Origin of the sequence: Mesorhizobium sp. M1217 (genome assembly GCF_040318275.1) — a bacterium.
Classification (GTDB): domain Bacteria; phylum Pseudomonadota; class Alphaproteobacteria; order Rhizobiales; family Rhizobiaceae; genus Mesorhizobium.
The window spans coordinates 1-25,519 of sequence record NZ_JAMYMA010000018.1 but is presented as its reverse complement, the minus strand read 5'-3'; the positions used below and the strand labels follow the sequence as shown (position 1 = coordinate 25,519).

26 protein-coding genes and 2 pseudogenes are annotated in these 25,519 nt (G+C 58.7%); 12 read left to right on the top strand and 16 right to left on the bottom strand.

Annotation, left to right across the window (positions count from 1 at the left end; translation table 11 throughout):
- Positions 1-4: 4 nt before the first annotated feature.
- Together NKH37_RS25955 and NKH37_RS25950 are read right to left on the bottom strand one after the other, a co-directional pair.
- Positions 5-550 (bottom strand): annotated as a pseudogene (locus tag NKH37_RS25955) (DUF488 domain-containing protein).
- Positions 551-621: 71 nt separating this feature from the next.
- Positions 622-1,467 (bottom strand): LysR family transcriptional regulator, encoded by an 846-nt coding sequence (locus tag NKH37_RS25950; RefSeq protein ID WP_353011145.1) that lies wholly within the window; start codon positions 1,465-1,467, stop codon positions 622-624.
- Positions 1,468-1,597: 130 nt separating this feature from the next.
- On the opposite strand from NKH37_RS25950, the gene NKH37_RS25945 reads away from it, so the two are divergent.
- The 3 genes from NKH37_RS25945 to NKH37_RS25935 all read left to right on the top strand — a co-directional run bounded on the left by NKH37_RS25945 (position 1,598) and on the right by NKH37_RS25935 (position 4,643).
- Positions 1,598-2,260: a 5-formyltetrahydrofolate cyclo-ligase gene (locus NKH37_RS25945; RefSeq protein ID WP_353041716.1), complete on the top strand. Its 663-nt coding sequence runs from the start codon at positions 1,598-1,600 to the stop codon at positions 2,258-2,260.
- Between the two features lie 104 nt (positions 2,261-2,364).
- The gene (gene ctaD / locus NKH37_RS25940) at positions 2,365-3,960 is read left to right on the top strand and encodes a cytochrome c oxidase subunit I (protein ID WP_352642807.1); all 1,596 of its coding nucleotides are present in this window, start codon (positions 2,365-2,367) and stop codon (positions 3,958-3,960) included.
- Complete coding sequence (locus NKH37_RS25935; RefSeq protein ID WP_353041715.1) at positions 3,900-4,643, top strand: Tim44/TimA family putative adaptor protein; 744 nt, start codon at positions 3,900-3,902, stop codon at positions 4,641-4,643. The genes ctaD and NKH37_RS25935 overlap by 61 nt, the downstream gene beginning before the upstream one ends.
- A gap of 232 nt (positions 4,644-4,875) precedes the next feature.
- Here NKH37_RS25935 and NKH37_RS25930 read toward each other — a convergent pair whose 3' ends face one another.
- From NKH37_RS25930 to NKH37_RS25890, 9 genes are all read right to left on the bottom strand, one after another.
- Entirely contained in the window at positions 4,876-5,583 is a 708-nt protein-coding gene (locus NKH37_RS25930) for a universal stress protein (RefSeq protein ID WP_353041713.1), read from the bottom strand.
- 203 nt (positions 5,584-5,786) lie between these two features.
- Positions 5,787-6,080: a hypothetical protein gene (locus NKH37_RS25925; protein WP_352857741.1), complete on the bottom strand. Its 294-nt coding sequence runs from the start codon at positions 6,078-6,080 to the stop codon at positions 5,787-5,789.
- An 86-nt stretch (positions 6,081-6,166) separates the two neighbouring features.
- The gene (locus NKH37_RS25920; RefSeq protein WP_353041711.1) at positions 6,167-7,702 is read right to left on the bottom strand and encodes an FAD-dependent oxidoreductase; all 1,536 of its coding nucleotides are present in this window, start codon (positions 7,700-7,702) and stop codon (positions 6,167-6,169) included.
- 257 nt (positions 7,703-7,959) lie between these two features.
- Positions 7,960-8,616 (bottom strand): fructose-6-phosphate aldolase, encoded by a 657-nt coding sequence (gene fsa, locus NKH37_RS25915; RefSeq protein WP_353041809.1) that lies wholly within the window; start codon positions 8,614-8,616, stop codon positions 7,960-7,962.
- A gap of 137 nt (positions 8,617-8,753) precedes the next feature.
- Complete coding sequence (locus NKH37_RS25910; RefSeq protein WP_353041709.1) at positions 8,754-9,125, bottom strand: DUF488 domain-containing protein; 372 nt, start codon at positions 9,123-9,125, stop codon at positions 8,754-8,756.
- On the bottom strand, positions 9,122-9,343 hold the full coding sequence (locus NKH37_RS25905; protein WP_353041707.1) for a hypothetical protein: 222 nt from the start codon (positions 9,341-9,343) through the stop codon (positions 9,122-9,124). The genes NKH37_RS25910 and NKH37_RS25905 overlap by 4 nt, the downstream gene beginning before the upstream one ends.
- A 36-nt stretch (positions 9,344-9,379) precedes the next feature.
- Positions 9,380-9,787 carry a c-type cytochrome gene (locus NKH37_RS25900; protein ID WP_353041705.1) on the bottom strand — a complete coding sequence of 136 codons (408 nt, stop codon included), beginning with the start codon at positions 9,785-9,787 and terminating at the stop codon, positions 9,380-9,382.
- A 124-nt stretch (positions 9,788-9,911) separates the two neighbouring features.
- Positions 9,912-11,681: a GMC family oxidoreductase gene (locus NKH37_RS25895; RefSeq protein ID WP_353041703.1), complete on the bottom strand. Its 1,770-nt coding sequence runs from the start codon at positions 11,679-11,681 to the stop codon at positions 9,912-9,914.
- 27 nt (positions 11,682-11,708) lie between these two features.
- Complete coding sequence (locus NKH37_RS25890) at positions 11,709-12,470, bottom strand: gluconate 2-dehydrogenase subunit 3 family protein (protein ID WP_353041701.1); 762 nt, start codon at positions 12,468-12,470, stop codon at positions 11,709-11,711.
- A gap of 151 nt (positions 12,471-12,621) precedes the next feature.
- Here NKH37_RS25890 and NKH37_RS25885 point away from each other — a divergent pair, with 151 nt between their 5' ends.
- Entirely contained in the window at positions 12,622-13,509 is an 888-nt protein-coding gene (locus tag NKH37_RS25885) for a LysR family transcriptional regulator (RefSeq protein WP_353041699.1), read from the top strand.
- Positions 13,510-13,526: 17 nt separating this feature from the next.
- Here NKH37_RS25885 and NKH37_RS25880 read toward each other — a convergent pair whose 3' ends face one another.
- From NKH37_RS25880 to NKH37_RS25870, 3 genes are all read right to left on the bottom strand, one after another.
- Positions 13,527-14,357, bottom strand: a complete 831-nt coding sequence (locus tag NKH37_RS25880; RefSeq protein WP_352642787.1) for an ATP-binding protein — start codon at positions 14,355-14,357, stop codon at positions 13,527-13,529.
- A 103-nt stretch (positions 14,358-14,460) separates the two neighbouring features.
- Positions 14,461-14,985, bottom strand: a complete 525-nt coding sequence (locus NKH37_RS25875; protein WP_352642785.1) for a plastocyanin/azurin family copper-binding protein — start codon at positions 14,983-14,985, stop codon at positions 14,461-14,463.
- Positions 14,982-15,395 (bottom strand): DUF5602 domain-containing protein, encoded by a 414-nt coding sequence (locus tag NKH37_RS25870; protein WP_352594954.1) that lies wholly within the window; start codon positions 15,393-15,395, stop codon positions 14,982-14,984. The genes NKH37_RS25875 and NKH37_RS25870 overlap by 4 nt, the downstream gene beginning before the upstream one ends.
- A 412-nt stretch (positions 15,396-15,807) precedes the next feature.
- Between NKH37_RS25870 and NKH37_RS25865 the strand changes: the two genes are divergently transcribed.
- The 6 genes from NKH37_RS25865 to NKH37_RS25840 all read left to right on the top strand — a co-directional run bounded on the left by NKH37_RS25865 (position 15,808) and on the right by NKH37_RS25840 (position 21,660).
- A complete protein-coding gene (locus NKH37_RS25865; protein ID WP_352642783.1) occupies positions 15,808-16,353 on the top strand; it encodes a PTS sugar transporter subunit IIA in 546 nt (181 codons plus the stop codon).
- Positions 16,354-16,531: 178 nt separating this feature from the next.
- Positions 16,532-16,996 carry a group III truncated hemoglobin gene (locus tag NKH37_RS25860; RefSeq protein ID WP_352642781.1) on the top strand — a complete coding sequence of 155 codons (465 nt, stop codon included), beginning with the start codon at positions 16,532-16,534 and terminating at the stop codon, positions 16,994-16,996.
- Between the two features lie 61 nt (positions 16,997-17,057).
- The gene (locus NKH37_RS25855; RefSeq protein WP_352642779.1) at positions 17,058-17,519 is read left to right on the top strand and encodes an RrF2 family transcriptional regulator; all 462 of its coding nucleotides are present in this window, start codon (positions 17,058-17,060) and stop codon (positions 17,517-17,519) included.
- A gap of 29 nt (positions 17,520-17,548) precedes the next feature.
- A complete protein-coding gene (locus NKH37_RS25850; protein ID WP_352642777.1) occupies positions 17,549-17,836 on the top strand; it encodes a hypothetical protein in 288 nt (95 codons plus the stop codon).
- 160 nt (positions 17,837-17,996) lie between these two features.
- Positions 17,997-19,895 carry a DNA ligase D gene (ligD, locus tag NKH37_RS25845; RefSeq protein ID WP_353011157.1) on the top strand — a complete coding sequence of 633 codons (1,899 nt, stop codon included), beginning with the start codon at positions 17,997-17,999 and terminating at the stop codon, positions 19,893-19,895.
- Positions 19,896-19,998: 103 nt separating this feature from the next.
- A complete protein-coding gene (locus NKH37_RS25840) occupies positions 19,999-21,660 on the top strand; it encodes a DNA polymerase/3'-5' exonuclease PolX (protein WP_353041807.1) in 1,662 nt (553 codons plus the stop codon).
- Between the two features lie 21 nt (positions 21,661-21,681).
- Here the strand turns inward: NKH37_RS25840 and NKH37_RS25835 are convergent, their stop codons facing one another.
- A complete protein-coding gene (locus NKH37_RS25835) occupies positions 21,682-22,320 on the bottom strand; it encodes a hypothetical protein (RefSeq protein WP_353011159.1) in 639 nt (212 codons plus the stop codon).
- Here NKH37_RS25835 and NKH37_RS25830 point away from each other — a divergent pair.
- Entirely contained in the window at positions 22,319-22,558 is a 240-nt protein-coding gene (locus tag NKH37_RS25830) for a hypothetical protein (RefSeq protein WP_353011161.1), read from the top strand. The genes NKH37_RS25835 and NKH37_RS25830 overlap by 2 nt on opposite strands.
- Before the next feature lie 969 nt (positions 22,559-23,527).
- Here the strand turns inward: NKH37_RS25830 and NKH37_RS25820 are convergent.
- Positions 23,528-24,421 carry a LysR family transcriptional regulator gene (locus tag NKH37_RS25820; RefSeq protein ID WP_353041697.1) on the bottom strand — a complete coding sequence of 298 codons (894 nt, stop codon included), beginning with the start codon at positions 24,419-24,421 and terminating at the stop codon, positions 23,528-23,530.
- A 110-nt stretch (positions 24,422-24,531) separates the two neighbouring features.
- On the opposite strand from NKH37_RS25820, the pseudogene NKH37_RS25815 reads away from it, so the two are divergent.
- A pseudogene (locus NKH37_RS25815) lies at positions 24,532-25,426 on the top strand (NADH-dependent flavin oxidoreductase); the annotation flags it as partial.
- Positions 25,427-25,519 lie beyond the last annotated feature (93 nt).

The following is a 25,519-nucleotide window of genomic DNA, read 5'->3' as shown; positions in this document are numbered from 1 at the left end:
TCAATTATTCCGAAGGCTGTGCAGGCGGGTAGACAAGCGTTCCGTCGTCCCGTGCCTTCACGCCGTCGGTGAGTTTCGCCGGCTCAACCTTGTCATGGCCCATCAGATGAAAAACGGACTCGCCGCGGCTGATCAGCTAGTCCGCGACAATCCTTCTGTGACAGCGCCACCAGAGCGTTTCCGAGCACATGATGGCGCTTCGCCGCTGCCTGCCGAGGGACAGAAGCCGATTCAGGCCGTCAAGAAACTCGGCCGACAGCGCGTAGTCGGCGTAATTGTGAAAACTCTGGTTGATCCAGAATGCGTTGAGCGCAGGTGGAATATCGTGCGCCTTGCCGCGCAGGCCGCCAAGCTCGGCAATGTATTCATATCCGATCCCGAACGCTGCCAGCTCTTCGGGAAGCACCTCGCTGTTGAACTGCGGGTTCGCCCGCGATCGTCTGACAGTCCTTATGTCGATCACCAGGGTGATCTCTGCGACCCGCAGCAGGGCGACAAATTCGGCGATCGACCGGGTCGAGTGACCGATGGTGTGGAATGGATAAGGCATGTACGATCAATCCATGGCAACGGATTTCTTTCCGGCTTCATGACCGATGATTTGGAACTGAAATAACGCTGTCATTTCACCACCTGCGTCAGACCACGTAACGCCTCCTGCACGTCGGCACGCGCCTCGCTTGCTTCCGGATAGACTGCATAGGCCGGATAGGTGAATTCCGGTGCGCCTTCCACGATCTCGAGCTGCCCCGCCTCGATATGAGGAGCTGCGGCCCCCCTGCGGAAATAGCCCATTCCGCCGGCGCGCAGGATATAGCTCAGCCCGAGCGGACCAAGGCCGACCATCAATCCTGGCTCGCCGAAAGCTGAGGAGCTGGCACCATGCTGGGCCGCAAACAGTGGCCCCCAATCAACATAGACATAGTCTTTGGAGCCGACTTGTTCCCCGTCTCTGTCCGTGGTCCGAACCAGGACGAGCTGCTCCTCGACGAGAAGCTCTACCCTGAAACCCGGTAGCAGCTTCGGCGCATAGAGCACGGCAATGTCCAGAACGCCGGTCCTCAGCTGCTCGAGGAGCTGGTCCGGCACGCCGACTTGGGCTTGGATGGCGATTTCAGGCCTGGCGTTCTTCATCCAGACCAGCCAGTCGAGCAGCAGCGGGTTCCACAGACTGAGCTCCCCGCCCAAGGCAACGACGCTTGTCCGTCCCGATGGGATGGCGAGCTGGTGTCTTGCCCTTTCCCAGATTTGCACGAATGACTGGGCGAACCGCTCGAACTCCCGGCCCGCCGGTGTCAGCTGCGCGCCATTGCGGTTGCGGATAAAGAGCTGACGTCCGAGCTCTTCCTCAAGCGTGCGTATGCGCGCGCTCACCGTCGTCTGGGTGACGTGGAGCCGGTCGGCGGCTTTCAGAAAGCTGCCGGAATGGACGATTTCCAAAAACGTGCGAGCGCGATCAATATCCATTCTGGCTTCCCGTTCAGTACAATAATTTTGCATCAATACAGCATTTAATTCCGTTTGCCTTCCTGTTTTACGCAGCGCAACGTCCAGAAGGTCGAGGTGGTTTCCGCCGCAAGAGTTGATAGAGCGCACAATGTCTGACCAGGAGGATATTCCCTTGGAAACGCGAGAGTACGCCTCGCCGCCGTGCTTCCTGCACGAACTTGTTCCAGGATATGACACCGACTCGGTTGTGCAAGACGCTTGGACGGATGTCTGTCGATGGCGCAAGGCGGAGCGCAAGCGCCTGATCGACGAGCGTCTCGCGGTCGACGCCGAGGAACGCGCTGCGAGGTCTTCCCGCATCGGCTCCGCTCTCGACCTGGCTGTCGGCCGGGTGAGCGGCCGCATCGTCAGCGGCTACTGGCCCTTTCGAGGCGAGCCGGACCTTCGCAACTGGGCGATACGGGTGATCGAGCGCGGCGGGCGGATCGCGTTGCCGGTCGTCATCAAAAAGGGCTGGCCGCTGGAGTTTCGTATATGGGGACCGGGAGACCCGCTGGAACGCGGCATCTGGAATATTCTCGTGCCGTCACACGGGCCATCCGTCCAACCGGATGTGGTCATCGCGCCAGTTGTCGGTTTCGACCAGGCCAACTACCGCTTGGGTTACGGCGGCGGCTTCTTCGACCGGACCCTGGCCGCCGCGCCGAAGCGGCCTCTCGTCGTCGGCGTCGGCTACGCCGGCAGCAGGATCCAGACCATCTATCCGCAGCCGCACGACATTCCGATGGATGTGATCGTCACCGACGAATGAATGAAAGCAGGCGAGGCCCTGATCCCCTTGTGACGGCGGATTTGCAAATGCCGTCCATCGTTGAGCCCGCTCGACCTGCAGCAGTGAAGAGCAGGAAGCACATCATGTCTAATCCAGCCACAGTCTTGGACGATCACAAGCCTCGGTTTCTGGTCAGGTGGTTTTTTTCGACCAACCACAAGGACATCGGGACGCTCTATCTGCTGTTCTCGATCACGGCAGGGATTCTCGCCACCGCGCTCTCCGTGTTGATCCGCATGGAGTTGCAGGAACCAGGTTTGCAGATATTTGGCGATCCGGGTGTCTACAACGTCGTCGTCAGCGCGCACGGGCTGGTCATGATCTTCTTCGTCATCATGCCGGCGCTGATCGGCGGCTTCGGCAATTGGATGGTGCCGATCATGATCGGCGCGCCCGATATGGCCTTTCCGCGCATGAACAACATTTCGTTCTGGCTGCTGGTGATGTCGTTTGTCCTCTTTATCACCTCGATGTTTGTTCCGGGAGCACCAGGTGCGCTCGGCCATGGCGGCGGGTGGACACTCTACCCGCCCTATTCGACGGACGGCCAGCCGGGGCCCGCGGTTGACCTCGTCATACTGTCGATCCACCTTTCGGGCGCCTCCTCGATCCTCGGCGCCATCAACTTCATCACCACCATCTTCAACATGCGCGCACCCGGCATGACGATGCATAAGATGCCTCTGTTCGCCTGGTCGATGCTGGTCACCGCCTTCATGCTTCTCATGTCGCTGCCGGTGCTCGCCGGCGCGGTCACCATGCTTTTGACCGACCGCAACTTCGGGACGACCTTTTTCGCGCCGTCCGGCGGCGGCGATCCGATCCTCTACCAGCATCTGTTCTGGTTCTTCGGCCATCCAGAAGTCTACATCATGATCCTTCCCGGGTTCGGCATCATCAGCCATGTCATCTCGACCTTCGCCAAGAAACCGATCTTCGGCTATCTCGGCATGGCCTATGCGATGGTGGCAATCAGCGCGATCGGTTTCGTCGTCTGGGTGCATCATATGTATACGACCGGTCTGTCCGCGGACACCCAGCGTTACTTCGCCTTCGCCTCGATGGTCATCGCCGTACCTACCGGCGTGAAGGTGTTTTCGTGGCTGGCGACCATGTGGGGAGGATCGATGGAGTTCAAGACGCCGATGCTCTGGGCTCTCGGCTTCGTCCTGCTCTTCACCATTGGCGGCGTGACCGGCATCGTGGTCGCCAGCCCCGGCCTCGATCGCGTGCTGCACGACACCTACTACGTTGTGGCGCACTTCCATTATGTGCTGTCTTTGGGTGCGGCCTTTGCCATCTTCGCCGGCTTCTACTACTGGTTTCCGAAGATGACCGGCTACATGTACAGCGAGACGCTGGGCAAGCTGCATTTCTGGCTGATGTTCGTCGGCGTCAACCTCGTCTTCTTCCCACAGCATTTCCTTGGCATGGCGGGCATGCCACGCCGCTACGCGGACTATCCGGACGCCTTCGCCGGCTGGAACTTCATTTCGTCGATCGGGTCCTACATTTCCGCCGCAGGATTTATCGTCTTCCTCATTACGGTCGCCGAGGCATTCGCTCGAAAGCGCGAGGCCGGCCCCAATCCATGGGGCGAAGGAGCGACCACGCTCGAATGGCAGCTGCCGTCCCCGCCGCCCTTCCATCAATGGGAACGGCTGCCGCGCATTGTCTAGAATTCGTCTCCGGTTCCAAACCGGCGCCGGCAGTCAATTCGACATTTTGTCGGGAGAACGTCATGAACGAGACCACAGATCCAAACAGCCACATACTGCTCGTGGCGATCATCGCGTTTTATTGGGCATTGCTGAGCAGTTGGGGCCAACTTCTGCCGCGCTCGGGCGACGACAAGGCCAAGCGGGAAGATGCGCCCGCAGAGCAACGAACCGGCAGGATCGAAAACACTTCCTCCGCGGGCACGCCCTTTGATGTGATGCGAGAGATCGACCCGAATTTCGACCTTGCCGCGTTTCTGGCCGGTGCCAAGACAGCCTATGAACTTATCCTGCGGGCTTATGCGGACGGCGAGATCCAAACGTTGAAGCGCCTTGTCGGGCCGGAAGTGCTCGATACCTTCGAGCGAGCGTTCGCCGAACGTCGGCTTCGAGAGGAGATGCTTCAGTTGACGTTCATCGGCACGAGCGAAGCAAAGGTCATCGACGCTATCGAGGAGAATGGTACCGCTGAGATTGTCGTTCGCTTCGTTTCCGACGTGGTCAGCGTTACACGCTCGGCCAACGATGTGATCGTCGCCGGCGATCCCCTGCAGGTCATTGAGGTGATCGATACATGGACGTTCGCCTGTGACACCCCGTCAACGAAGCGCAATTGGATGTTGATCGCCACGGAAGGCGAGTAACGAGTATGTGCTCTTCCGATAAGCCTGCCTGGCAGCCGAGTCACAATTGACGGGCGGCCAACCCGGCAGCCTGCACGGATTTGTCAGCTTTTGCCAATGCGCATCCACTAAGTTGCGTATCACGATCAATTCGACATGACCCGGTTCAGTCGATCATTTTCAAGCAGCGAGCGGGTAGCGCCGCCAAAGATCCACTCCCTGAACCTGCTATGGCCGTAGGCGCCGGATATGATCAAATCCGCATGCATCGCGTCGGCCACATCGGAGATTGTTCCACCATCGGATTTTCCGGAAACACTTCCGCCTTCGCCTTTACGCCGTGAAAAGAAAGGAAGGCGACAACATCGTTCAGGCTGTTCCAGGTTTCGGTCGCGTCATTGTCGATCGTGATTACACGAACCTCCTGAGCAATTCGCAAAAAGGGCATGGCATCAGTAACCGCGCGCCTGGCTTCACGCGTGTCCTTCCACCCGACAAGAACCTTGTTGATCCGGAAATTTTGGTTGGTCGAGGTGACCAGTACAGGTCGACCCGCCTGAAGGATCAGGTTGCCGAGATCTGTGGACCGATGAACGTTGCTAGACGAGGCGCCCTCGGGCGACGCTGTGACGATGAGATCGGCCAGGCGCGCCGAGTCGATCAGCAAGCGGGTCGGATTGCCCACAGCCCCACGCCATTCCGTATCAACCTTTGCGCCAGCAAGACCTTCGAACTCGGCGCGGAGATCCTCAATTCGTCGCTCGATGTTCTTCCGCTGGCGCATCATGCTCTCTCCTTCGAAGGCCACTCCTCCTTCCATTACAACAGGCGGCGGAACGTCGGCAGCCGAGAGACCAATCAGGCGCGCATCGAAGCGGTGGGCCAGATCGACACCGAGCTTGATAACAGGAGCGGCCATGCCGTCAATGTCGAGATTGAGAACGATTGACTTGTAGCCCATTGGGCTTTCCTTCCATGGATTGGAGATGATGCCGGCTCGGCAAAGGGGAAACGTCAACAGACGCCCTGCCGCGAAACGCGGCTTCGCAATGCGGCAACCCTCAAAAGCCGGAGGTCTGCCTCGCAAAGTTTTCAAAAAACTGATTACGAACGATCGTTGTCGTGAGAAGTGCGCCGGCCGGCGTGATCGTCAAGGTCCTCGCCCTACTCGAACATGATCCGAGCGGTACCTCTTTTGGCGATCAGCATTCTCCGAACTTCCTGGATCCGCTCAGCCTGTTGTTTGGTATAGGGACCCATCGGCCGAGTCTTTTCATCGCCACGACGGACCCGGCAGTACCAGTGGCCGCTGTCCGAGAATATCTCAACCGAGGTCGGCGTCTCATCGGACGCTTCCCTGGCAACTTCCTTTGCGAACTCGACGATCTTTGAATAATGCTGAGCGGGCGCAACCGTGCGCAAACCGTTGGTGTTAAGTTCCTGTTGCATTGTGGACATAAGTCGAACTCCTTTCGTTCACGACGACACACCGCTCCGCCATGCTGGTTGAGCTTTCTCTGGATCGCGGTGCCCGAGAGCGCTTGCTAGGTTGCCATTTGGCGCTCCATTTCCACCTCGGCCTCTAGACTTTCGATGTCGCGGAAGATCGAAGCGACAGCCAGCGTGCGCCCTTCGCGCTTGAAGCGGAGCAGGCAATCCTTGGCAATGATGTCTCCATCGACCACGATCTCGTCCCATTGCGCGGCATGGCCGACATAGTTGATGGGAACATCGTAATGCTGGCTCCAGAAGAACGGCACGGCCTCGAATTTCTCACGATGGCCGAGCATGTTGAGCGCCGCGGTTCGCCCCTGCCTCTCGGCAACCACCCAATGCTCGACCCGAATGTTCTCGCCACTGCGAGGATCTGGCCACCGCGCAATGTCGCCGGCCGCGAATATCCCTGGTGCGCTCGTCTCCAAAAAGGCGTTCACGACGACCCCGCGGTCAAGGATAAGCCCCGCCGTTTCGGCAAGCCCTGTCCGCGGCCGCACGCCGATGCCGACGACGACGAAATCCGCCGCCAACGTATCGCCACTGTCGAGTTTCACCTTGCTCCCGTCGATGCTGCTCGCGGTGTCCTCGAGATGGAAAACAATGCCGTTCTCCTCATGGAGGGCGCGGATGAAGTCGCCCATTTGCGGACCCAGGACCCGGTCCATGGGTCGCTTATCTGGCGCCACGACATGAACGTCGATATCGCGCGAGCGCAGGGCCGCGGCAACTTCCAGGCCAATGAAACTGGCGCCAAGGACGACGGCGCGTCGCGCAGTCGTGGCTCGCTCGATAATTGCCTTGGAATCTGCGAACGAGCGCAGCGTGTGTACGTGTGACTGGTCGGCGCCGGGTATGGTCAAGCGCACCGGTTCGGCTCCGGTTGCAAGGAGTAGCCTGTCGTAAGGAATCCTGCCTTCATCCGCGAGGACAACCTCGCGGGAATGCAGGTCCATATGAACGGCCTTCGTATCGAGACGCAGGTCGATGTTGTTTTTTGAATAGAACTTCCCCCCGCGGAGTGGAATCCAATCCTCCGGTGCCTTTCCGGCGAGGTAGTCCTTGGAGAGGTTCGGCCGGTCGACGGGCGGTGCCTGGTCATCGCTGATCACGACGATGCTGCCCTGGTACTGCTCGCGCCGCAGTGTTTCGGCCGCAGCAAAACCAGCCGCGCCGCCACCGACAATCACGATTTTCTCGGGGGCCTGGCCAGCGCTTCCGTCGCGCGGCTTCGGTGCCGTCCGTTTGAGTTTCTCGCCGACAAATATCCGGCCATCTCGCTGTTGCACCGACCAGCACGCGAGTGGATTGAAGGCAGGCGCTCGCAAGGCCTCGCCTGTACGCAAATCGAAGCACGCGTGATGCCAAGGACAGCGGACGGTATCGTCCACCACAAGACCATCGCCAAGCGGCCCGCCGTAATGCGTGCAAGTCGCCCCGATCGCGAAGACCTCGGCCCCGCGGCGCACCAGTAGCACCTGTTCGTCGCCGCAACGGCCGACGAGCTTTCCGCCATCGGGAAGATCCGAGAACGCAATCCCCTGGACCAGATCCGGCCCGTTTAATTTGGTATGGCCTTCAGCCATCGTCTTCTCCTTGGCGATCTGATGTGAAAATCGCTCGTACGGCGAAGCGACAATCCCCACTGGGATACGTTCTGCCTGGCTAGTGCGCCTTCAGATTCTCAGCGCACTTGCGCCAAACGTTCCGATCACGTGACGCAATGGGCCGAGTGGTTTTCACACTGCAGTTTCCCGCCGTCTCCGGTATCATGCAAACGAATTTAATCGGTAAATGAGTGCAATTTTTATGGTTGCTTCCTCAGCCATTCAACTGCGGGCAATTACAGAATCGCTTGCCCCGTCTTACCCCAGTCGGCGAGAAAGGACTCGAGGCCCTTGTCGGTGAGTGGGTGTTTGGCGAGGTTTCTGAGTACCGCTGGTGGTACGGTTGCGATATCGGCGCCTGCGATCGCCGCCTGTTTGACATGGAGAGGCGTGCGAATCGAGGACGCCAGGATTTCCGTGGTGAAGGATTTGTCGTTGTCGTATATCGTGCGGATTTCTCGGATCACTTCCATGCCGTCCAGACCGAGATCGTCGAGCCTGCCGACGAACGGCGAAATGAAGGTCGCGCCTGCCTTGGCTGCGAGCAGTGCCTGGTTGGCTGAAAAGCACAGGGTGACATTGACTTTGTGCCCGACCTGACTGAGCGCCCGGCAAGCCCTGAATCCATCCCAGGTCGACGGCACCTTGACGGCCACATTGCCGGCAATGCCGGCCAAACGCTCTCCCTCGGCGATCATGCCGTCGAAGCCGGTCGCGGTGACCTCTGCCGAAACTGGGCCCTCAATTGTCTGGCAAATCTCTTTTATCACATCCCTGATCGGTCGGCCGGTCTTTGCGATAAGGGACGGGTTTGTGGTCACCCCGTCGAGAATGCCAGCGGCGGCAAGCTCGCGAATTTCAGAAATGTCGGCTGTATCGACAAAGAATTTCATTGTTCTTCTCCTCAACTGAACGCGCCCATCGATGATTGGATGGATTTTCCTTGGTTTGGTTCCGGAGAAACGGGTTTGTTGTCGCTGTCGAGACCGCAAGCCAGTGTCTTTAGCAGTGGAGGAGGGGCGCGCCGTTTTCATCGATGTCTCAGCAAAACCTCTCTAAGGACGACGGCATCGTTATGAGCCTCGTCATGAGCCGCGTAGACGAGTGTGACGGCGCCTTGCCGTATCAGATCGCGTAGTCGGTCGAGCACATCGCGATGCTCATGGATTTCCGCCGCATATCGCTGGCGGAATTCCTCCCAGCGTGCTGGATCGTGTCCGAACCATTTCCGAAGCTCGGTGCTAGGCGCGAGTTCCTTCATCCAATAGTCGATGGCGGCCTCGGTCCTCTTGACCCCGCGCGGCCAAAGCCGGTCAACCAACACTCGCTTGCCATCGTCGGCGGCAGGGCTCTCATATGCCCGTTTCAATTTTACTCTCTCGTCGAAATTTTTTTCGCTCATCGAGGTCGAGTCCCGTCCGTATCTATGTCGTTGACAGCATCGAGAAGGCTGGCGAATTTGCTTCTCAGGATTTCTTCGTCGACCGCATCCGACACGAATACGAAGATGTCGCCGCGATATCGCTCGATCCAGTGATGGCCGGCGCCGCGGCTACGCAGGTAGCTGCCGATCTGATGAACCGTGGAATACCCCAGGCCTTGGTGCAGAAGGAACTTCATACAGGTTGTGCTTTGCAGCCCGTGACAGGTCGCGCCTCAGGGGCCGACGTTCTGACCCTGAGCGTTGAACTGTTTCAGGTAGGCGATGACGTCGGCGATTTCCTGGTCCTTGCTGAGACCGGAGAACGCCATCTTCGTGCCGGGCACCAGTTTGCGCGGCGCTCGCAGATAGGTCGTCAGCGTCGGTTCATCCCAGATCAGACCCGAATTCTTGTTCGCCGAGGAATAGCTGTAATCGGGATACTCACCGGCCGATCGGCCGACGACGCCGTTCAAAACCGGACCTACCCCGTTTTGTGCGTCAGGGCCGACCTTGTGGCAGGCCATGCACCTCCTGAAGACGACGGCACCGGCTTCGGCGTTGCCGGGGGATGATTCCTGCGCATGGGCCGAACCGACTGCAGTGAGAATCGCGGTCGCCAATCCAAGCATGGTCGATTTCATGTTTGCTGCCTTCAATGAGCGGCGGCTTGGTTTCCGCCAAGTCTGCCTCTGGCAATATCGGGATTCGAAACACAACCCAGTCTGCCGGATCCGAACCGCGGATACGGATCCGGCAGACGTTGCCTCAGGAGGAAACCAGTGGGCCGGGGTTCTTCAGATATTGGTTCTTGATCGCGTCCACCGCCCAGTAGGCAAGAGCACCTACCGGTCCGGTCGGGTTCTTCCCGGCGTTCTGAGGAAACACACAGGCGCCGGTGACGAACACGTTTGGAACATCCCAGACCTGAAGATATTTGTTCAGAACGCTGGTGCTTGGGCCAGCTCCGAAAACTGCCCCGCCTGTGTTGTGCGTGCTCTGATAAGGCACGATCGAATAAGGCACGGGGGGAATGCTCCGATCGACCTTGGTCGCACCCATCTCCTTGGCGATTGTCACGCAGATGTCGGCCTGACCGTTCATCTGCTTTACCTCGTTGTCCTGGAAGTCGAACGTCATCCTCATCAGCGGACGCCCAAAGACGTCGGTGTAGGTCGGATCGAGGCTCAAATAGTTCTGCCGGTAGGCCATCACCGCGCCTTGATTGCCAATGCTGGCCGCGTGGTCATAATTGTCGACCACTGCCTCCTTCCAGTCGGAGCCCCAGCGCGGCGTGCCCCGCGGCGTGGGATGTGACTGGATGGGCCGGGCGCCCGAGTTGCTGCAGCTGATGCCGCCGCCACCGATGTAGCCGGCCTTGTCGAAATCGTAGTTGTCGCCGTTGAAATCGTCCATGCAGGTGCCGAGCGCACCTGCTCCCATGAAGCGATTCAGGATGGTGTCCTTGTCGAAGAAGGCGGTAGCTCCGCCACCGCACTGATAGGCATAGTTGCGCCCGACCACACCGTTTCCCGTTGTCGGGTCATAGGGCACGCCGATCCCCGAATGCAGCAACAGGTTAACGTTGCCGAGCGCATAGGCCGACAGGATAATGAGGTCGGCAGGCTGTTCGAACTCCCGCCCGCGTGCGTCGAGATAGGTGACGCTGACCGCCTTGTTGCGGGTCGAGTCGAGATTGACCTTCAGCACGATGGAGTTGGTGCGCAGCTCGAAATTCGGGTTCTTCAGCGCCAGCGGAATGACGGTGAAATGCGGGCTCGCCTTGGCATTCGCCTCGCAGCCGAAACGTTCGCAGAAGCCACAATAGTGACATTGGCCGAAGGCCACGCCATCAGGATTGACGTAATCGCGCGACGCATTAGACGAAGGGTTGGGGAACGGATGGTACCCGAGATTGCGGGCCGCCTTCTCGAACATCACCATGCTCTGTGCGGCAATCATCGGCGGATTGGGGTACTCGTCCTTGCGCGATCCCTCGAAGATATTGCCGCCGTCGATCTTCCGACCGTTAATATTGCCGGCCTTGCCGGAGGTGCCGCAGGTCTTCTCGAACTTGTCGTAATAGGGCTCGAGATCGTCATAGGTGATTGGCCAGTCCTGCAGGTGCATGTCCGAAGGGATGATCTTCTCACCGTATTTTTCGATCGTCCGGGTGCGCGCCTGATGATCCCATTCGAGCCAGCGCCAGGTGACGCCGTTCCAGTGGACGCCGGCGCCGCCAACGCCCTGGCCGGGCAGGAACGAGCCGAGCTGTCGCATTGGCAGCGCCGTTTGCGATTCGCTGTTGCGGAAGGTGATGGTTTCCCGTCGCACGTTCTGCATGAGATCGTGGCGAGCGGCGTAACGCAGTTCGTCATGGATCTGCGGGTCGATAAAGTCCGGATTGGTGTCGCGCGGGCCTCCCCGCTCAAGGGCGACGATTTTCAGCTTGGTCGACGCGAGCTCCTTGGCAATGATGCCGCCTGTCCAGCCAAGACCGACAATCAGGACATCGACCGCGTTGAGTTTGGTGGCCATGTTATAGTTTCCTTCTTCTTCAGTCGATTAAACGAGATCTTGGATGCCCTTCGGTTGAGCCGTATAGGCCTTGTTCCGAAACGGTTCGATCTTGTCCATGTACATGGCGTCGGCGCCTGGGAACCCGATCATCTTCCAGGCCGCCCTGTCCTTGTTTCCGCCATACATCGGATCGGCGAAATAACCCTCGATCGTGAGCTGCAGCAGAAGCCCGAAGAAGGTCGCGGTCGGCACTGTTGGGAGCTCGACCTTCTTGCCGTCGAGTTCGGACATGACCTCGGCACGATCTTTTGCCGAAAGGCCGTCGAAGGTGCTCTTGTGGTTTTTCTGCACATAGGCACTGACGTCGGCGATGCCGGCCCGGATCAATTCCGATGGCGTCATCGGCAATTGATAGCCTTGTTCTGGCGTGCCCTCGCCAAACGGCCCTTCCAGATACAGCCGGTCGCCATTGCCGTATCCGCCGGCCATTTGCCGATCGATGTAGATCGCAACGCCGAGTTCCTTGGCGCCAGGGCCGGTTGAATCGCTGGGAATGAGCGTGTCGATCGCCGCCTCGATGAAGGCGGATTCGTCGACATTGAAGAATTCATAGCCAGAGCCTCCAGCATGAGGTTCGGTGGCGGCGGTCCCGCGATGATGTTTTGTATCGGCCGTCGCGGCCACCATTTCGTCCGCCGATGCGGATCCTCCAAGCGGTAGTGTACTCGCGGCCGCGCCAGCCGCTCCGAACAGCTTCAGAAAGTCGCGACGCCCCACATCGCCTTGGCTCTTTTCTCTCGTCGACATGATTTCTCCTGTGACGCTGCAGGCAAAACGATGTGTGAGGATGGAGAGAGCTTGCGCCCGCTCCAACCGGCGCTGCGCAGCATCCAGCGCTAGGCTTGGTGGAATTCTTCGAGCCTAGTGCTGGCGATAGCTATCTAGCAAACGAAATTGATTGACATTTAAACGCAATTTTTATGCTATTTCGCTTATGGATATTGAGCTCGCCCGCACTTTTATCGAGATCGTATCGACCGGAAGTTTCATTCGGGCCTCGGAGCGCCTGAATGTTGCGCAGACGACGGTAAGCGCACGAATCCGCAACCTCGAGCAGCAACTGGGCCGGGCGCTTTTTGTCCGCCACAAAGGCGGAGCTTCGCTGACCCCGGCCGGCGAGCAATTTCTGCGCCACGCCCCGATGTTCGTCCAACTGTGGCAACGCACCCTTCACCAGGTTGCCGTGCCGCCGGGACGCCGGGCTGTTCTGACGGTCGGCAGCGAAGTCAGCCTTGCGCAACCTCTGCTGCTTGATTGGGTCCGATGGATGCGCGGCTCGCTTGAGGATATTGCGCTTCGAGTACACGTGGATGTGCCGCAGGATTTGATCAATCAGGTCGCGTCGGGAATGGTCGACTTAGCTATCATGTACGCGCCCCCGCACAGACCGGGTTTGAAGATCGATCTGCTTCTGGAGGAAAAGCTCGTCCTTGTGACTACCAATTCCGAAGCGCGCGTGCTGGACGAATCCGATTATGTTTATATGGATTGGGGGCCGGATTTTGGACTTCACCACGGCATGAATTTCCCGAGTGCCGCGCCGGATATTTCTTTCGATCTCGGTCCGCTCGCTCTGAACTATGTTCTTGCGACTGGCGGCTCCGGATATTTCAGAATGAGTTCAGTGCAGCCTCACATTGCGGCTGGCCGGCTGCATCTTGTGCCTGAGATGCCGCAGTTCTCCTATCCGGTCTATGCGGTGCAATCGGCAAGTGCGGACGAGAGTGTAGTTGGTCCAGCGCTGACGGGATTGCATTCCGTCGCAAGCGGCGACATCAAATTCTGAGAGTTCTAGTTGTGCGTCTAAATATCCGACTGGACTGACGGGAACAGAAGGTCGACCGTTGTTCCAATCCCTCGTTCACTCGTTATCCGGATCCGACCACCAACCATCTGGGTCAGTGCCTGCACTTGTGGCATCCCTATCCCGGTACCCTTCTCACCCTTCGTCGTGAAGAATGGATCGAACACCTTCCGCAAGACTTCAGGAGCCATTCCGCAACCGTGGTCTTTGACGCGAACGCATGCGTAGGTTCCAGGTCCGGGCGGGTCAGGTTTCGCGGTCGTCTGCACCAAACGCTCGGTGATGATGCGGATCTCCCCGCCACTTGGCATCGCATCTCGTGCGTTCATGACGAGATTAAGCACTGCGGTGTCGAAAAGTGCGGGATCGATCAAACAGTCTGGGACACCGGAACCAAGCTCCAGCTTGACCCGGATATCGGCTCCCGCGCCATACCTCAGGAAAGGCTCGAAAGATGTGAGGAACTCATTCAAATTGCCGGCGTGGATTTCGACTTTCTGATGCTTTGCGAAGGCCAATAGCAGTGACGTTAGCTCGATCCCTCGATCGATTCCTTCTCGCGCGGCCGCAATGTAGGCACGAACCCTTTCGGGCTCGTCGGCTCTTCGTTCAGCGAGCCCGAGCCCGGATTCTATTACTGCCAGGAGGTTTCTGAAGTCATGGGCAATACCGCCCGTCATCCCGCCCAAGGCGGCAAGCCGGTGCGTCGCACGCTCGCGTTGCTCGGCAGCAGTTCGGGCATCGAGAGGTGCGTCCGGCACTTGGGTCCGCGCGTCGCGTCCGGCCTGAGATGATGGTTGAGTTTCACACGCAAACACGCAGCCTGTCATGAAAGTCCCCCTCACTCACGACACCCAAGAAACTCGCGCTCCCACTGGTATCGTCGTATTAGGTTCCACTTGTTGCGAGGGCCGTGCCTTTCATGCGCATGATCTAAGCGCGCCGGACGACCCGTTTCGTCATGATGTCTTCGACAGTCGGGAATGCCTTGAGGGCCTCCTCCGGTAGGTCGCCATTTGCTCCAACCATTTCAGCCCAGCCATGTGCCTCTGGTTCGCTGACGATAATGCGGCCGACCATTCCGGCATGCTCATGCGGGATACAATAATAGTCGTAGACCCCCTGCTCGGTGAAGGTAACCGAAAAGCTCTCGTTGGGCAGGAGATAGTCAGAATCCCAAGATTTTGCCGCCTTGGGCATCCGAAGCGGCCGCTCGAAGTTTTTGGGATTGTACGCCGTCGTCGTATGCGAATTGCCGGGATTGACATTGGTCCAGCGGATCGTCTGTCCTGGTTTGATCAGAATGCCTATCGGGTCGAACCAGACGTGTGAACCGTCGTCGCGCCCTTGCATCCGGATTTCGATCGCCTCGCCGGCCCATACTGCCACAGAAGAGAGCGAGAGGGCGGCGGCAAGGCCCCCGCCCGCACTTAGTATCTCACGGCGCGTGAGTGTCATTTGGCGACCTGGGCCTCGTCAGCGGCCGAGACATGCCACAGCACGACGTGGACATGCGGCTCCTCGACCCCCGGATGGCCGGCATTGTAGTAGACATCGACATGGTCGACATTGCCGCCGGGTGAAGCGAGATCGTCAAAACGCTTGTCTGGATTGAGCTCTTTGGTCGGCAGCATATAAATCGTGCTGACAAGCTTGCCATCGTGGTCATAGGCAAGGAATGGTCCGGCAGGCAAAGTCGTCGGATCAACGAAAAGTTGGCCCATGCCCGGCAGGAAGTCCGGCAGCTTTACAAGCTTGCTGACCTGTTCGTACGGAGCAGCTGGCGGAGCTTTGGTGACCTCATCCGCCGCCATGGCGCAAAGCGAACTGCCCACTGTCAGGGCAACTGCGAGGACGAGTTTTTTCATCACGGTATCTCCTTGTTGAACTAAAAAACGCGATGGCCAGAAGATCTGGACTCAAAGAATCCGATTTTCACTTGCTGGCGCGGCCTGTTCGCGTCCAGCCAGCAAGCAGGAGACTGTTCTGATCGTCAAACGAAATTAACTGGCATTTCAGTGCATTATTTCTGCTATGCAGGTGCGCACCTGTTTGCTTGATTTAGGAAAATCTTTCACTACCTCTGAATGGCTATGAATATTTTCCACCTCGATTTCCGGCAGCCGAGACTCCTCAAAACGGGTCATTAGCCCGGACGCGAGAAAGCCTTGGCTCCGCGTCCGGGACAGCCAGCATCTCCACACCTCATCTGCCCTGCTTAACCAGTGCGGCTGAACGCTGATTTGTGATCGCGTTTGGATCGACTTGGAGTTGACCCGGATGATCTCCCCCGTCTTGTCAGAGGAAGACATTTCGCTTGACCTTGCGACAAAGGGAAAGCAATCAGCCTTATCAAAGATCGCGATCAGGATTGCGCGAAGAGCCGGGCTTGACGAGCAGGTGGTTCTCCGTGGTCTCTTCGACCGCGAGGATTTCGGCTCGACGGGCATAGGTCGTGGCGTCGCAATCCCCCACGTTCTACTGGGTATGATCTCTTCGCCCGTCGCATCTTTGACACGCTTGGCCCAGCCTATCGATTTCGACGGCCCCGACGACGACCCCGTCGATCTCATTTACACTGTACTCTGGCCGCGCTCTGCCACTTCCGCCTTCCTCCCTGCCCTTTCGCAAATATGCCGGGTGCTTCGGACATCTCAAGTTCGGGAGCGACTCCGACAGGCACAGTCGTCCGATGAGGCGTTGGCGATTCTCGAAACTGAGCCGCTTCCGGCGCATACTTGCCGCGTCGGGCCTGGCATCGTGATACCTAAGCAGTTCAGCAATGCCTTAGAATCCAGTGGCGCGGCACGAACCACGGTCAACTAAGAGGCTCGTCACCAGCGGATTGGGCCAGGCAGATCCGCTTCAGCTTCGGATTCCCACTTCATGTGTGCTTTGTCGCGCCATAAACATAGATTGACAATATATCTTTTATGTCGCATCCATCAAGGAGCGAACCCAAGGCTTGAGCCCGCTCGCATTGGGGAAAAACCGGAGCGTGAAGATGAGTGAGAAAGGTCGGAGTAGGAGAACTATCGTCGTCGACGGCGTCCTATTGCCGGACGTGCTCGACGAGACAATGATCCGCGGCGTGGTCCACGGTTTTTATGACGAAATTCGTCGTGATGACATTCTCGGCCCCATTTTCCACGACCGGATTGAGCCCGACAAGTGGCCGCAGCATCTGGCGAAGATGTGCGACTTCTGGTCTGCGACGCTACTTCGGACTTCGCGATATGAAGGCCGGCCACTACCGCCACACCTGGCCATAGCCGGTCTCGGCGAGGCGCATTTCCGTCGCTGGTTAAAGTTATTTCGCGCAACGGTACGCCGCATTTGCCCGCCCGAGCTGGCAGCGCTCTTTATGGAGCGCGCGTTGCGCATCGCTCACAGTTTCCGTCTCGCGGTCGCCTTCAGCCGTGGCGAGACTACGATTGGCGTCGAACCTATTGCCGAGAAAGACCTGTAATGCCGAGTTGGTTTGTTAGTGGTTCCCGTAACAGCTCGCCAACCCAAGAGAGGAACCACCGGTGAGGCTGACCAACTTCTCGGACTATGCTTTGAGGATGCTGATGTACGCGGCCTCCGCCGGCGATCGCCTGATCACGATCGAGGAGACTGCTCGCACCTTCAAGGTGTCGAAGACACACCTCAACAAAGTCGCCAATACCCTGACACGCGGCGGCTACCTGAAGGCGGTCCGCGGCCGTTCCGGCGGTCTTGTTCTGGGGCTCCGGCCCGAGATGATCCGAATCGGCGATGTCATACGGCTGACCGAGCCGGATTTCGCGGTTGTGGAGTGCTTCGCCACGGGAAACCAATGTGTGCTCACCGGCTCCTGCAAGCTTTCAAGCATGTTTGGCGAAGCGATCGCCTCCTTCCAGAGCACCCTTGACCGCTACACGCTGGCCGACGTCACGCTGAGGCCTCAGGATTTCCTCGGCAAGCCGTCACCACTCCAAGTTTCCGGCGTGGCGCAAAGCGGCGAGTAAGTCGACATCTCTTTACGATCGGAGACAAAATGTTGCGCCGCGAAGGATCAAGAGCCGCACCATCTCGTCGCCGGATCGATTGGAGGACGGAGCAGACAGCCGCCACAGTCACCTACGCAGGCGTTGCCCCTTTTACCGGACGCATGCCGATTTTTCTCGCACGGAGACGAGCCATGGTTGAACCAAAGAAGAACGATAAGGCGATAACAAAGCAGTTTGAGTCTGGTATCGAGCCGGACAGCAGTCTGTTGCCGATGCTGATCGGCGGCCTTGTGCTGATCGTCATCGGCGCGATCATCGTCATGATGTTCGTCTAGTTTCGGAATGACTTAGGCGCCCACGGGTGCGGTGGGCGCTAATCAAGCGGGTCGGCAATGATCGCGAAAAGCTCAATACGGCCTGCAGCGAAACTAAAGAAGTAGTCGCGCGTTGGACGCGGATAACGCTATTTCGTCTCTGAGTATGGTTTAGGTCAGAGTGGTCAAGCCAACGTCGCATAAGGCAATCAATGGGTCGAGCGCCAGTCAAGCGAAGTCGCCCGCTCGTGGCGAGGTCACGTTAGCGCCGCCCGCTTTCCGGCCGGTCCAGCTCGCAACGCTCGTGGACACGGTCCCTGCCGGCGATCGTTGGATCCATGAGATGAAGTACGACGGCTATCGTATTCTCGTTGCCGTCGGCGGTGGCGAGGCGCGAGCCTACACACGATCTGGTCTGGACTGGTCTAGCCGTTTTCCCTCGATCCTCTCCGAGGCTCGCAAGCTCAAGGTGCGCTCCGCCCTGATTGACGGCGAGGCCGTGGTTGTCGATGCGGAAGGAAGATCTAACTTCCAGGCGCTTCAGAATGCATTGAAGGGTGCTCCGGCGACTATCGACTTTTATGCGTTCGATCTGCTGCAGCTCGACGGCGAAGATCTGACAAGGCTTCCTCTTCTTGAGCGCAAGACGAAGCTGGAGGCGATCTTGCCTGCGAAAAATCCGGGCCTTCGTTACTCCGACCATATCCTCGGCCGCGGAGAAGAGCTGCTCGATCGCTTCTGCGCAGCCGGCCTTGAGGGCGTCATCTCAAAGCTCGCGAGTTCGAGTTATGTGGCGGCCCGCGGCGCAAGCTGGCTGAAGATCAAATGCATCAGGCGGCAGGAATTTGTGATTGTCGGCTGGACGCCGTCCGACAAGGTCCGCGCGTTTCGGTCCTTGATCCTTGGCGTTCATGCCGGCGGCAAGCTGCGTTACGCAGGGAAAGTCGGCACCGGCTTCGATACCGCTGAACTTCTTCGCCTCTTGAAGATCATGGCGCCGCTTGAGCAGAAGGCCGCGACCGTGGACGCACCACGCGCCGAAGTGCGCGGCGCACAATGGCTCCGTCCGAAACTGGTCGCTGAGATTGCCTTCACCGAAATGACAAATGAAGGGACGTTACGACATCCGAGCTATCTTGGTCTCCGCGAAGACAAGAAGCCGGAGGCGGTCGTGCTCGAGACGGAACGTCATGCAGCTGATCTCGCCGCGTCCGCGACAACCGCCATCGCGATAAGTAACCGTGACCGCGTCATCTATCCGGAGTCCAACATCACCAAGGGACAGCTCGCCGATCATTACGCAGCGGTCGCGGCGATCATGCTTCCTTGGGTTGGCAGCCGGCCGATCAGTCTGGTTCGATGCCCCCAGGGCCGCGCGAAGAAGTGCTTCTTCCAAAAACACGACGCCGGCAGCTTTGGCGACAAAGTCCACCACGTCGGCATCACGGAGAAGGACGGGCACGAGGAACCATATCTCTATGTGGACGATGCCGAGGGACTGATGACTTGCGTCCAGATGGGAACGATCGAGCTGCATGGATGGGGGGCTCGGATCGAGGATGTCGAAAAGGCCGACCGCCTCGTGTTCGACCTCGACCCCGATGAAGGCCTCGATTTTGAGGCCGTCCGCGCCGCTGCCTTTCAGTTCCGCGCTATCCTTAAATCGCTGGGACTTACGACTTTCCCGATGCTGACGGGAGGCAAAGGAGTGCACGTCATCGCGCCGCTCACCCCTGGCGCCGAGTGGCCAGAGGTGAAGGACTTCGCGTCTCGCCTGGCGCAGGCGGTCGCCCGGAGCGATCCGGCCCATTTCACGGCCGTGTTGTCAAAGGCGCGCCGCAAGGGTCGCATCTTTGTGGACTATCTACGCAATCAGCGCGGGGCGACCGCGATCATGCCTTACAGCGCGAGATCACGTCCGGGCGCTCCTGTCGCGGCACCGATCACGTGGGCGGAGATGAAGACAATAGATGCGCCCTCTCATTTCCACGTGGGCGATGCTCCTGAATTAAAGAAACGCGCAGCCTCCAAAGCTCTGGCTGGATGGGGTCGCGCTGACCAATCCTTGCCCAATCTGTAGCGTACGTGAAGAGGCAGTAAAGCCGGGATTTAAAGGGCAACGCGGCGCTCATGGCCTTGCCTGATTGGAACCTGCGGAGATCGGCCTCCGTTTGGCTGAAGCCATGGCAAAAATCAATCCGAGGACCGTCGCCAGTCTTTTGAGGGAATACGCACAACGGGCGTCTATGCGCGGCGACAATCCCTATCGCACAAAGGCATACTTGCGCGCGGCAGACAGTTTGACGGCGCTGTCGCAGCCGCTTGATCGGATCATCGCCGCCGGCGCCCTCACCAAGATCCCGGGGATCGGTGACGCAATCGCAGACATCGTGACCAAGCTTTACCAAACCGGCACGCACCCGAGCCTTGAGAAGCTGCGCGAGGATGTTCCAGCGGGCGTGATGGAGCTGTTTGCCATACCCGGGCTTCGTCCTGATAAGATACTGAAGCTTCATCAGGCGCTCGGCGTGAACTCGCTGGCGGAGCTCGAGGCCGCAGCAAGAGAAGACCGCATACGCCCAGTCAAAGGCCTCGGCGCCGCGCTTCAGACAAAGCTCCTGCAGAACCTGGCCATCGTGCGAAGCGGCGAAACGCAACTTCACCTGCACAAGGCCGCCGCCCTTCTCGAACATGCGGTCATATCGGTGAAGCAAGAGCATCCAGAGTTTTCGCGCGTCGAAATTGCAGGCGACTTCCGGCGCGGTTGCGAGCTCGTTTCCGATTTCGCCCTGGTGGCGGAGGGCAGAAAGTCGACTGGAATCGAGGATACGACCCTCAGGCTTGTTGTCACGGACAGGAAGCACTTTGGCGCGAGCCTGCTGGAAGCAACCGGTTCGGCAGACCACCTCGAGCAACTGAAGACATTCGCGGCCGACAAGGGATTCACCCTAAACGCCGACGGGCTTTATCGCGGGAGAAAGCTGATCGCGTCAGCGACAGAAGAAGAAATCTACCAAGCTCTAGACTTGCAGTTTATCGAGCCTGAATTGCGCGAAGGCAGGGACGAGATTGAGCGAGCGGCAAAGCAGAAGCTACCCGCCCTCATTCGGGATGAAGATCTGCATGGCATCCTGCATTCTCACACGACCGCATCCGATGGCACCGAAACGCTTGAGGCAATGGCTGAAGCCACGCGCAAGCGCGGTTTCGAATACTATGGTGTCGCCGATCATTCGCAGTCCGCTCACTACGCAGGCGGCCTCTCGTTGCAGGAGATTGCTGAACAGCACCGCGAAGCTGACCGGCTGAACAAGGCATACAATGGAAAATTTCGCATACTGAAGGGCATCGAGGCGGACATCCTGGCGGATGGCACGCTCGATTACCCGGATCATATCTTGGAGCTGTTCGATTTCGTCGTCGCGAGCGTGCACAGCCGCTTCAAGTTGCCCAAGAAGGAACAGACGGAGCGTATCATCGAGGCGATCGGAAATCCTCGGACGACAATCATCGGGCACATGACCGGTCGCCAGCTGTTGCGCCGACCCGGTTATGATCTCGACGTCGACAAAGTCCTCAAAGCGTGTGCGAAACACGGCGTCGCTGTCGAAATCAACGCACATCCTTGGCGACTCGACCTCGACTGGCGTTGGCATCAAAAGGCACTCGATCAGGGCTGCATCTTCAGCATCAATCCGGACGCTCATTCGATCCGCGAGCTCGACCACATGCATTGGGGTGTCGAGATGGCGCGCAAGGGCGGTGTCCCTGCGAAGCGGGTCCTGAACGCGATGCGTTTGACGGCCCTCCTTGCGCATCTCGCACGGCGCAGGCAAACGTCCTAACCTGCTTGTGCGCCCGGCCTATCAGCGCAGGAGTCCGTCATTCTCAAAATCTTCCCAGCCGCGCAAACTGGAGTGCGAGTTCTCATCGGGGCCATAGCCAGCTGAAGCTGCAGTTCCGCGACCGCTTCTTTGAGCACGTTTCATAGCGGCCTTCCCCGCGGCTCGCCGCCTATTCTCTGTAGCTGTCGCTGCGTCCTGTTCGCGCCAGACCGTAGCCAGGTCGCGGTCAAGCGCATCCTCCACGTACTGGGGGTCGAACACGTGAAAGGTGATGTTCCTTGCCCGCCCGCGGAGTTTCACCGTTTTCGTCCCGGCGCTCTGCAAGCGACCGTCTTTCAGCCAGCGGTGCCGTTCGGCCGTCGAGATCGTCAGAATGTCCTCGATTTCACGGGGGATTACGGGCAGGTCTTCGATATTCCGCATTGCTTTGGATACGATCCCGAATACCACCTGCACATCATTCTGGGCGCCCTCAGACAGGTGCACGGTAAGCACGCGGGACTCGATATGGAGCAGTTTCCTGAACTCCGTTGGAAGGCGGGCGCGTATTTCGAGAAAAATACCCCTCGCTCTGACGGACGATCCAAGCGTTGCAGCCGGGGTTAAAGCCCACTCTCCAATCAGCTTCGCTGTTGCATTGATTTTTCGGCGCGTGGACATGCCCCTTTATATAGGTCACCGATATCTCGACGAATTCTTCGAGTTCGTTGTCCTCGAGTTCGACGATGCGCGTTGCTGGCTTCGTCACGTCCGCCCCCGAATCTCCCTTGCCTTAGTATTGCATCGGCGCGCCGCGTCGACGACGCCTCAAACCGGCATCGATCTGAAGACATTGTTGGATGGTTTCGCCGACGACGTCATTCGGGCGATGTCAAATTTCCGTGCTCTTTCCGGATAGTGACGGCTCGGCAGTAACCAGCGTGGTGGCGCGCCGACAGGATTCGACGGTGTTACCTCTGCCTTCGGAGGGCCCTGCTGGTTGATCCTGCCCGGAGCATCAGACTAATGATCGCGCTTCCCTCCGGCCTTTTTCTAGCCGACGGCCCGAGACGTCCTACCGTGGTCAGAAGCCCCTTCAGTCTTGAGGCGAAGTCGCTGTAAAGGTGCGTGACGCGCGGTATCGACAGATGTTCTCAATGAAGATTGCATTGTCGGCCCCAAGCGCAAGGTCGTCTCCGTCTTCACCATTCGCGGACCCGATCATCCCGACTGAGACTTGGTTTGAGGTAGAAGATGACGGAACCACTGTATCTGACACCGGAGGAAGTGAGCGAACGTTTTCGCGGCGCTATCTCGACCGGGACATTGGCCAACTGGCGAGCAATGCGCGTCGGGCCAGCTTTCGTGAAGATTGGAAAATCCATCGTCTATCCCGTGGCCGACCTAAACCAATGGGCAAATCAGCAAACCGTTAGGTGCCGCGCGACAAATCGACTCAACGGGAAGGAACATGAGCAATCGGGAACCTCGTCGAATAGAGTTCCCTACGCACCCCAGAAACCGCCCTCACTAACTTCGTATCGCAATTTTCCCGTTAAGTAGATATGGAGTGGCGACGGGTGGCGCATAACGATCCCGCTCGCCACCCTACGGTCATTGTGGATCACGACCGGTCGCGCTTGGATCAAATTTCCAGGTGAAATCAGAGATTTGCGAGTTTCACTTTGGTCCGCCCCAACCTCCGGGCAACGGATGATAGCAAGCAAATGTGGGTAGTTGTCCGGCGAGGACGTTGTTGGACGAAGGGACACGGGCCCTTCCCCGCCCCACCATGCAGCGCGATTGTCGACGTCCAGCGAGGTTGTGCATATGAGGGAAGGATAACTCACACTATGCCAAGTTAGAGTGGCATGTTTTTTGCTCCCTGTCACGCCTTGAGACGGAGTGCCTCGAGAAGTAGTGCGAAGGCTGCAGTGTGTTGGCGTCGGCTGGGGTAATAGAGGTGATAGCCTGAGAATGGTTGGCACCAGTCTTCTAGTACCCGGATAAGGCGACCGTCTGCGATGAACGGAGCAACCTGGCTTTCAAAGGTGTATGCTAAACCGAGCCCGTCAAGGGCCGCAGCTTCGAGCATTTCACCGTCATTGATGACGAGTGGGCCATTCATCCTGACTTCAAGTTCCTCACCGCCTTTCTCGAACTCCCAGGTAAAGAGCCCGCCGCCGGTCTTCTGACGGTAGCTGATGCCTCTGTGTTCCCCAAGTTCGCGCGGTGTCTTTGGAACCCTTCGGTTTGCAAAATACGACGGTGATCCGACTACCGCCATGCGCAGGTCCGGGCCGATCCTTATTGCCACCATGTCCTTCTGGACCTGCTCACCGATCCGGATACCGGCGTCGAATCTGCCTGCAACGATGTCAACCAGGCCCTCGTCCAGGCTCAATTCCACTTCGATATCCGGATACTCCAGAAGGAGTTTGGCGATGACGGGCCACAGTACTGATTTGGCTGCATACCGGAATGTCGTCAGGCGAATTAGGCCACTGGGCTTGTCGCGCAGGGCGGTGACGGCGGCGATCTCGCTTTCGATGTGATCGAAGGCCGGTCGTAGGCTTCGCAGCAAGCGCTCTCCAGCTACCGTCACGGACAGGCTCCGTGTGGTGCGTGAGATCAGCCGGACTCCCAGGCGCTGTTCCAGCGTCCTAACAGCGTAACTCAGTGCCGACTGCGATAGGCCGAGCTTTGCTGCGGCGCGTGTGAAGCTGCCTGCCTCTGCTACGGCGATGAAGACTGCCAGCTCGCTGAAATCTCCGCGCCTCATTTATCGATCCCATTTCTAACTTCATGCGGATTGTAACGGCTAATCGTATCGACTCCTATTCGGTATTTCACCCTCCGAGACAACGAAACGCGCGTCGAAAGGGAAACGCTGTGGACACCTCACGACAGATCTTCCAGCCGTTCCAATTTCCGAACGGCTTAAGCGTCGACAACAGGATTGTCATGGCGCCGATGACCACCTGGTCGGCCAACGACGACGGAACGGTCTCTGATGCGGAGATCACCTACTACCGGCGTCGGGCGACTGGCGTCGGACTTGTGCTCACCGGCTGCACCCATGTGTTGCCCGACGGCATCGGCTTTGCGGGCGAATTCGCCTCCTACGACGACCGTTTCATCCCAAGCCTCTCTCGGCTGGCGTCAGCGACCAAAAGCGGCGGGGCCTTGGCCGTCCTGCAAATCTTCCACGCCGGGAACAAGGCCGTGCCGGCACTTATTCCCGGCGGCGAGGTCGTTAGCGCCAGTGCGCTCGAAGTTCCGCCCGGCCCCTTCAATCCGGGCGGCGTGAAGACACGTGCGCTGACGAATGACGAAATCCTCGCGATCATTACCGCCTTTGGCGAGGCGACACGACGGGCCATTGAGGCAGGCTTCGATGGCATCGAACTGCATGGTGCTCACGGATTCCTGATCCAGAACTTCTTCCCTCTACAATCAGCGTTGCGATGACTGGGGCGGCGCGCTCGAAAATCGGATGCGTTTCCCCATCGCCGTAGTGCGTGAGCTAAAGCGAGTGGTCGCGGCACATGCGAACCGCCCCTTCCTCGTAGGCTACCGGGTGTCACCCGAGGAACCTGAGTCAGGTGGCTTGCGTATCGCTAACACGTACGAGCTGATTGAATGTCTTATCGATGAAGGTGTGGACTACCTCCACGCGTCGCTGACGAGCGTTCTCGAGGCAAAGCCTATGGACGCACCCGAGGGCGACACTATCGCTGACCTGATCACGCGCCGAGCCGGCGGGCGGGTTCCGGTTGACGTTGCCCCCAAGTTTTATCCAATCCTGAGTTCGCTCCGGCGATCATTGTTGCCCTGTTGGGCGGTTTGAGCGACGGGCACAGGCGCGGAGCTGATCATG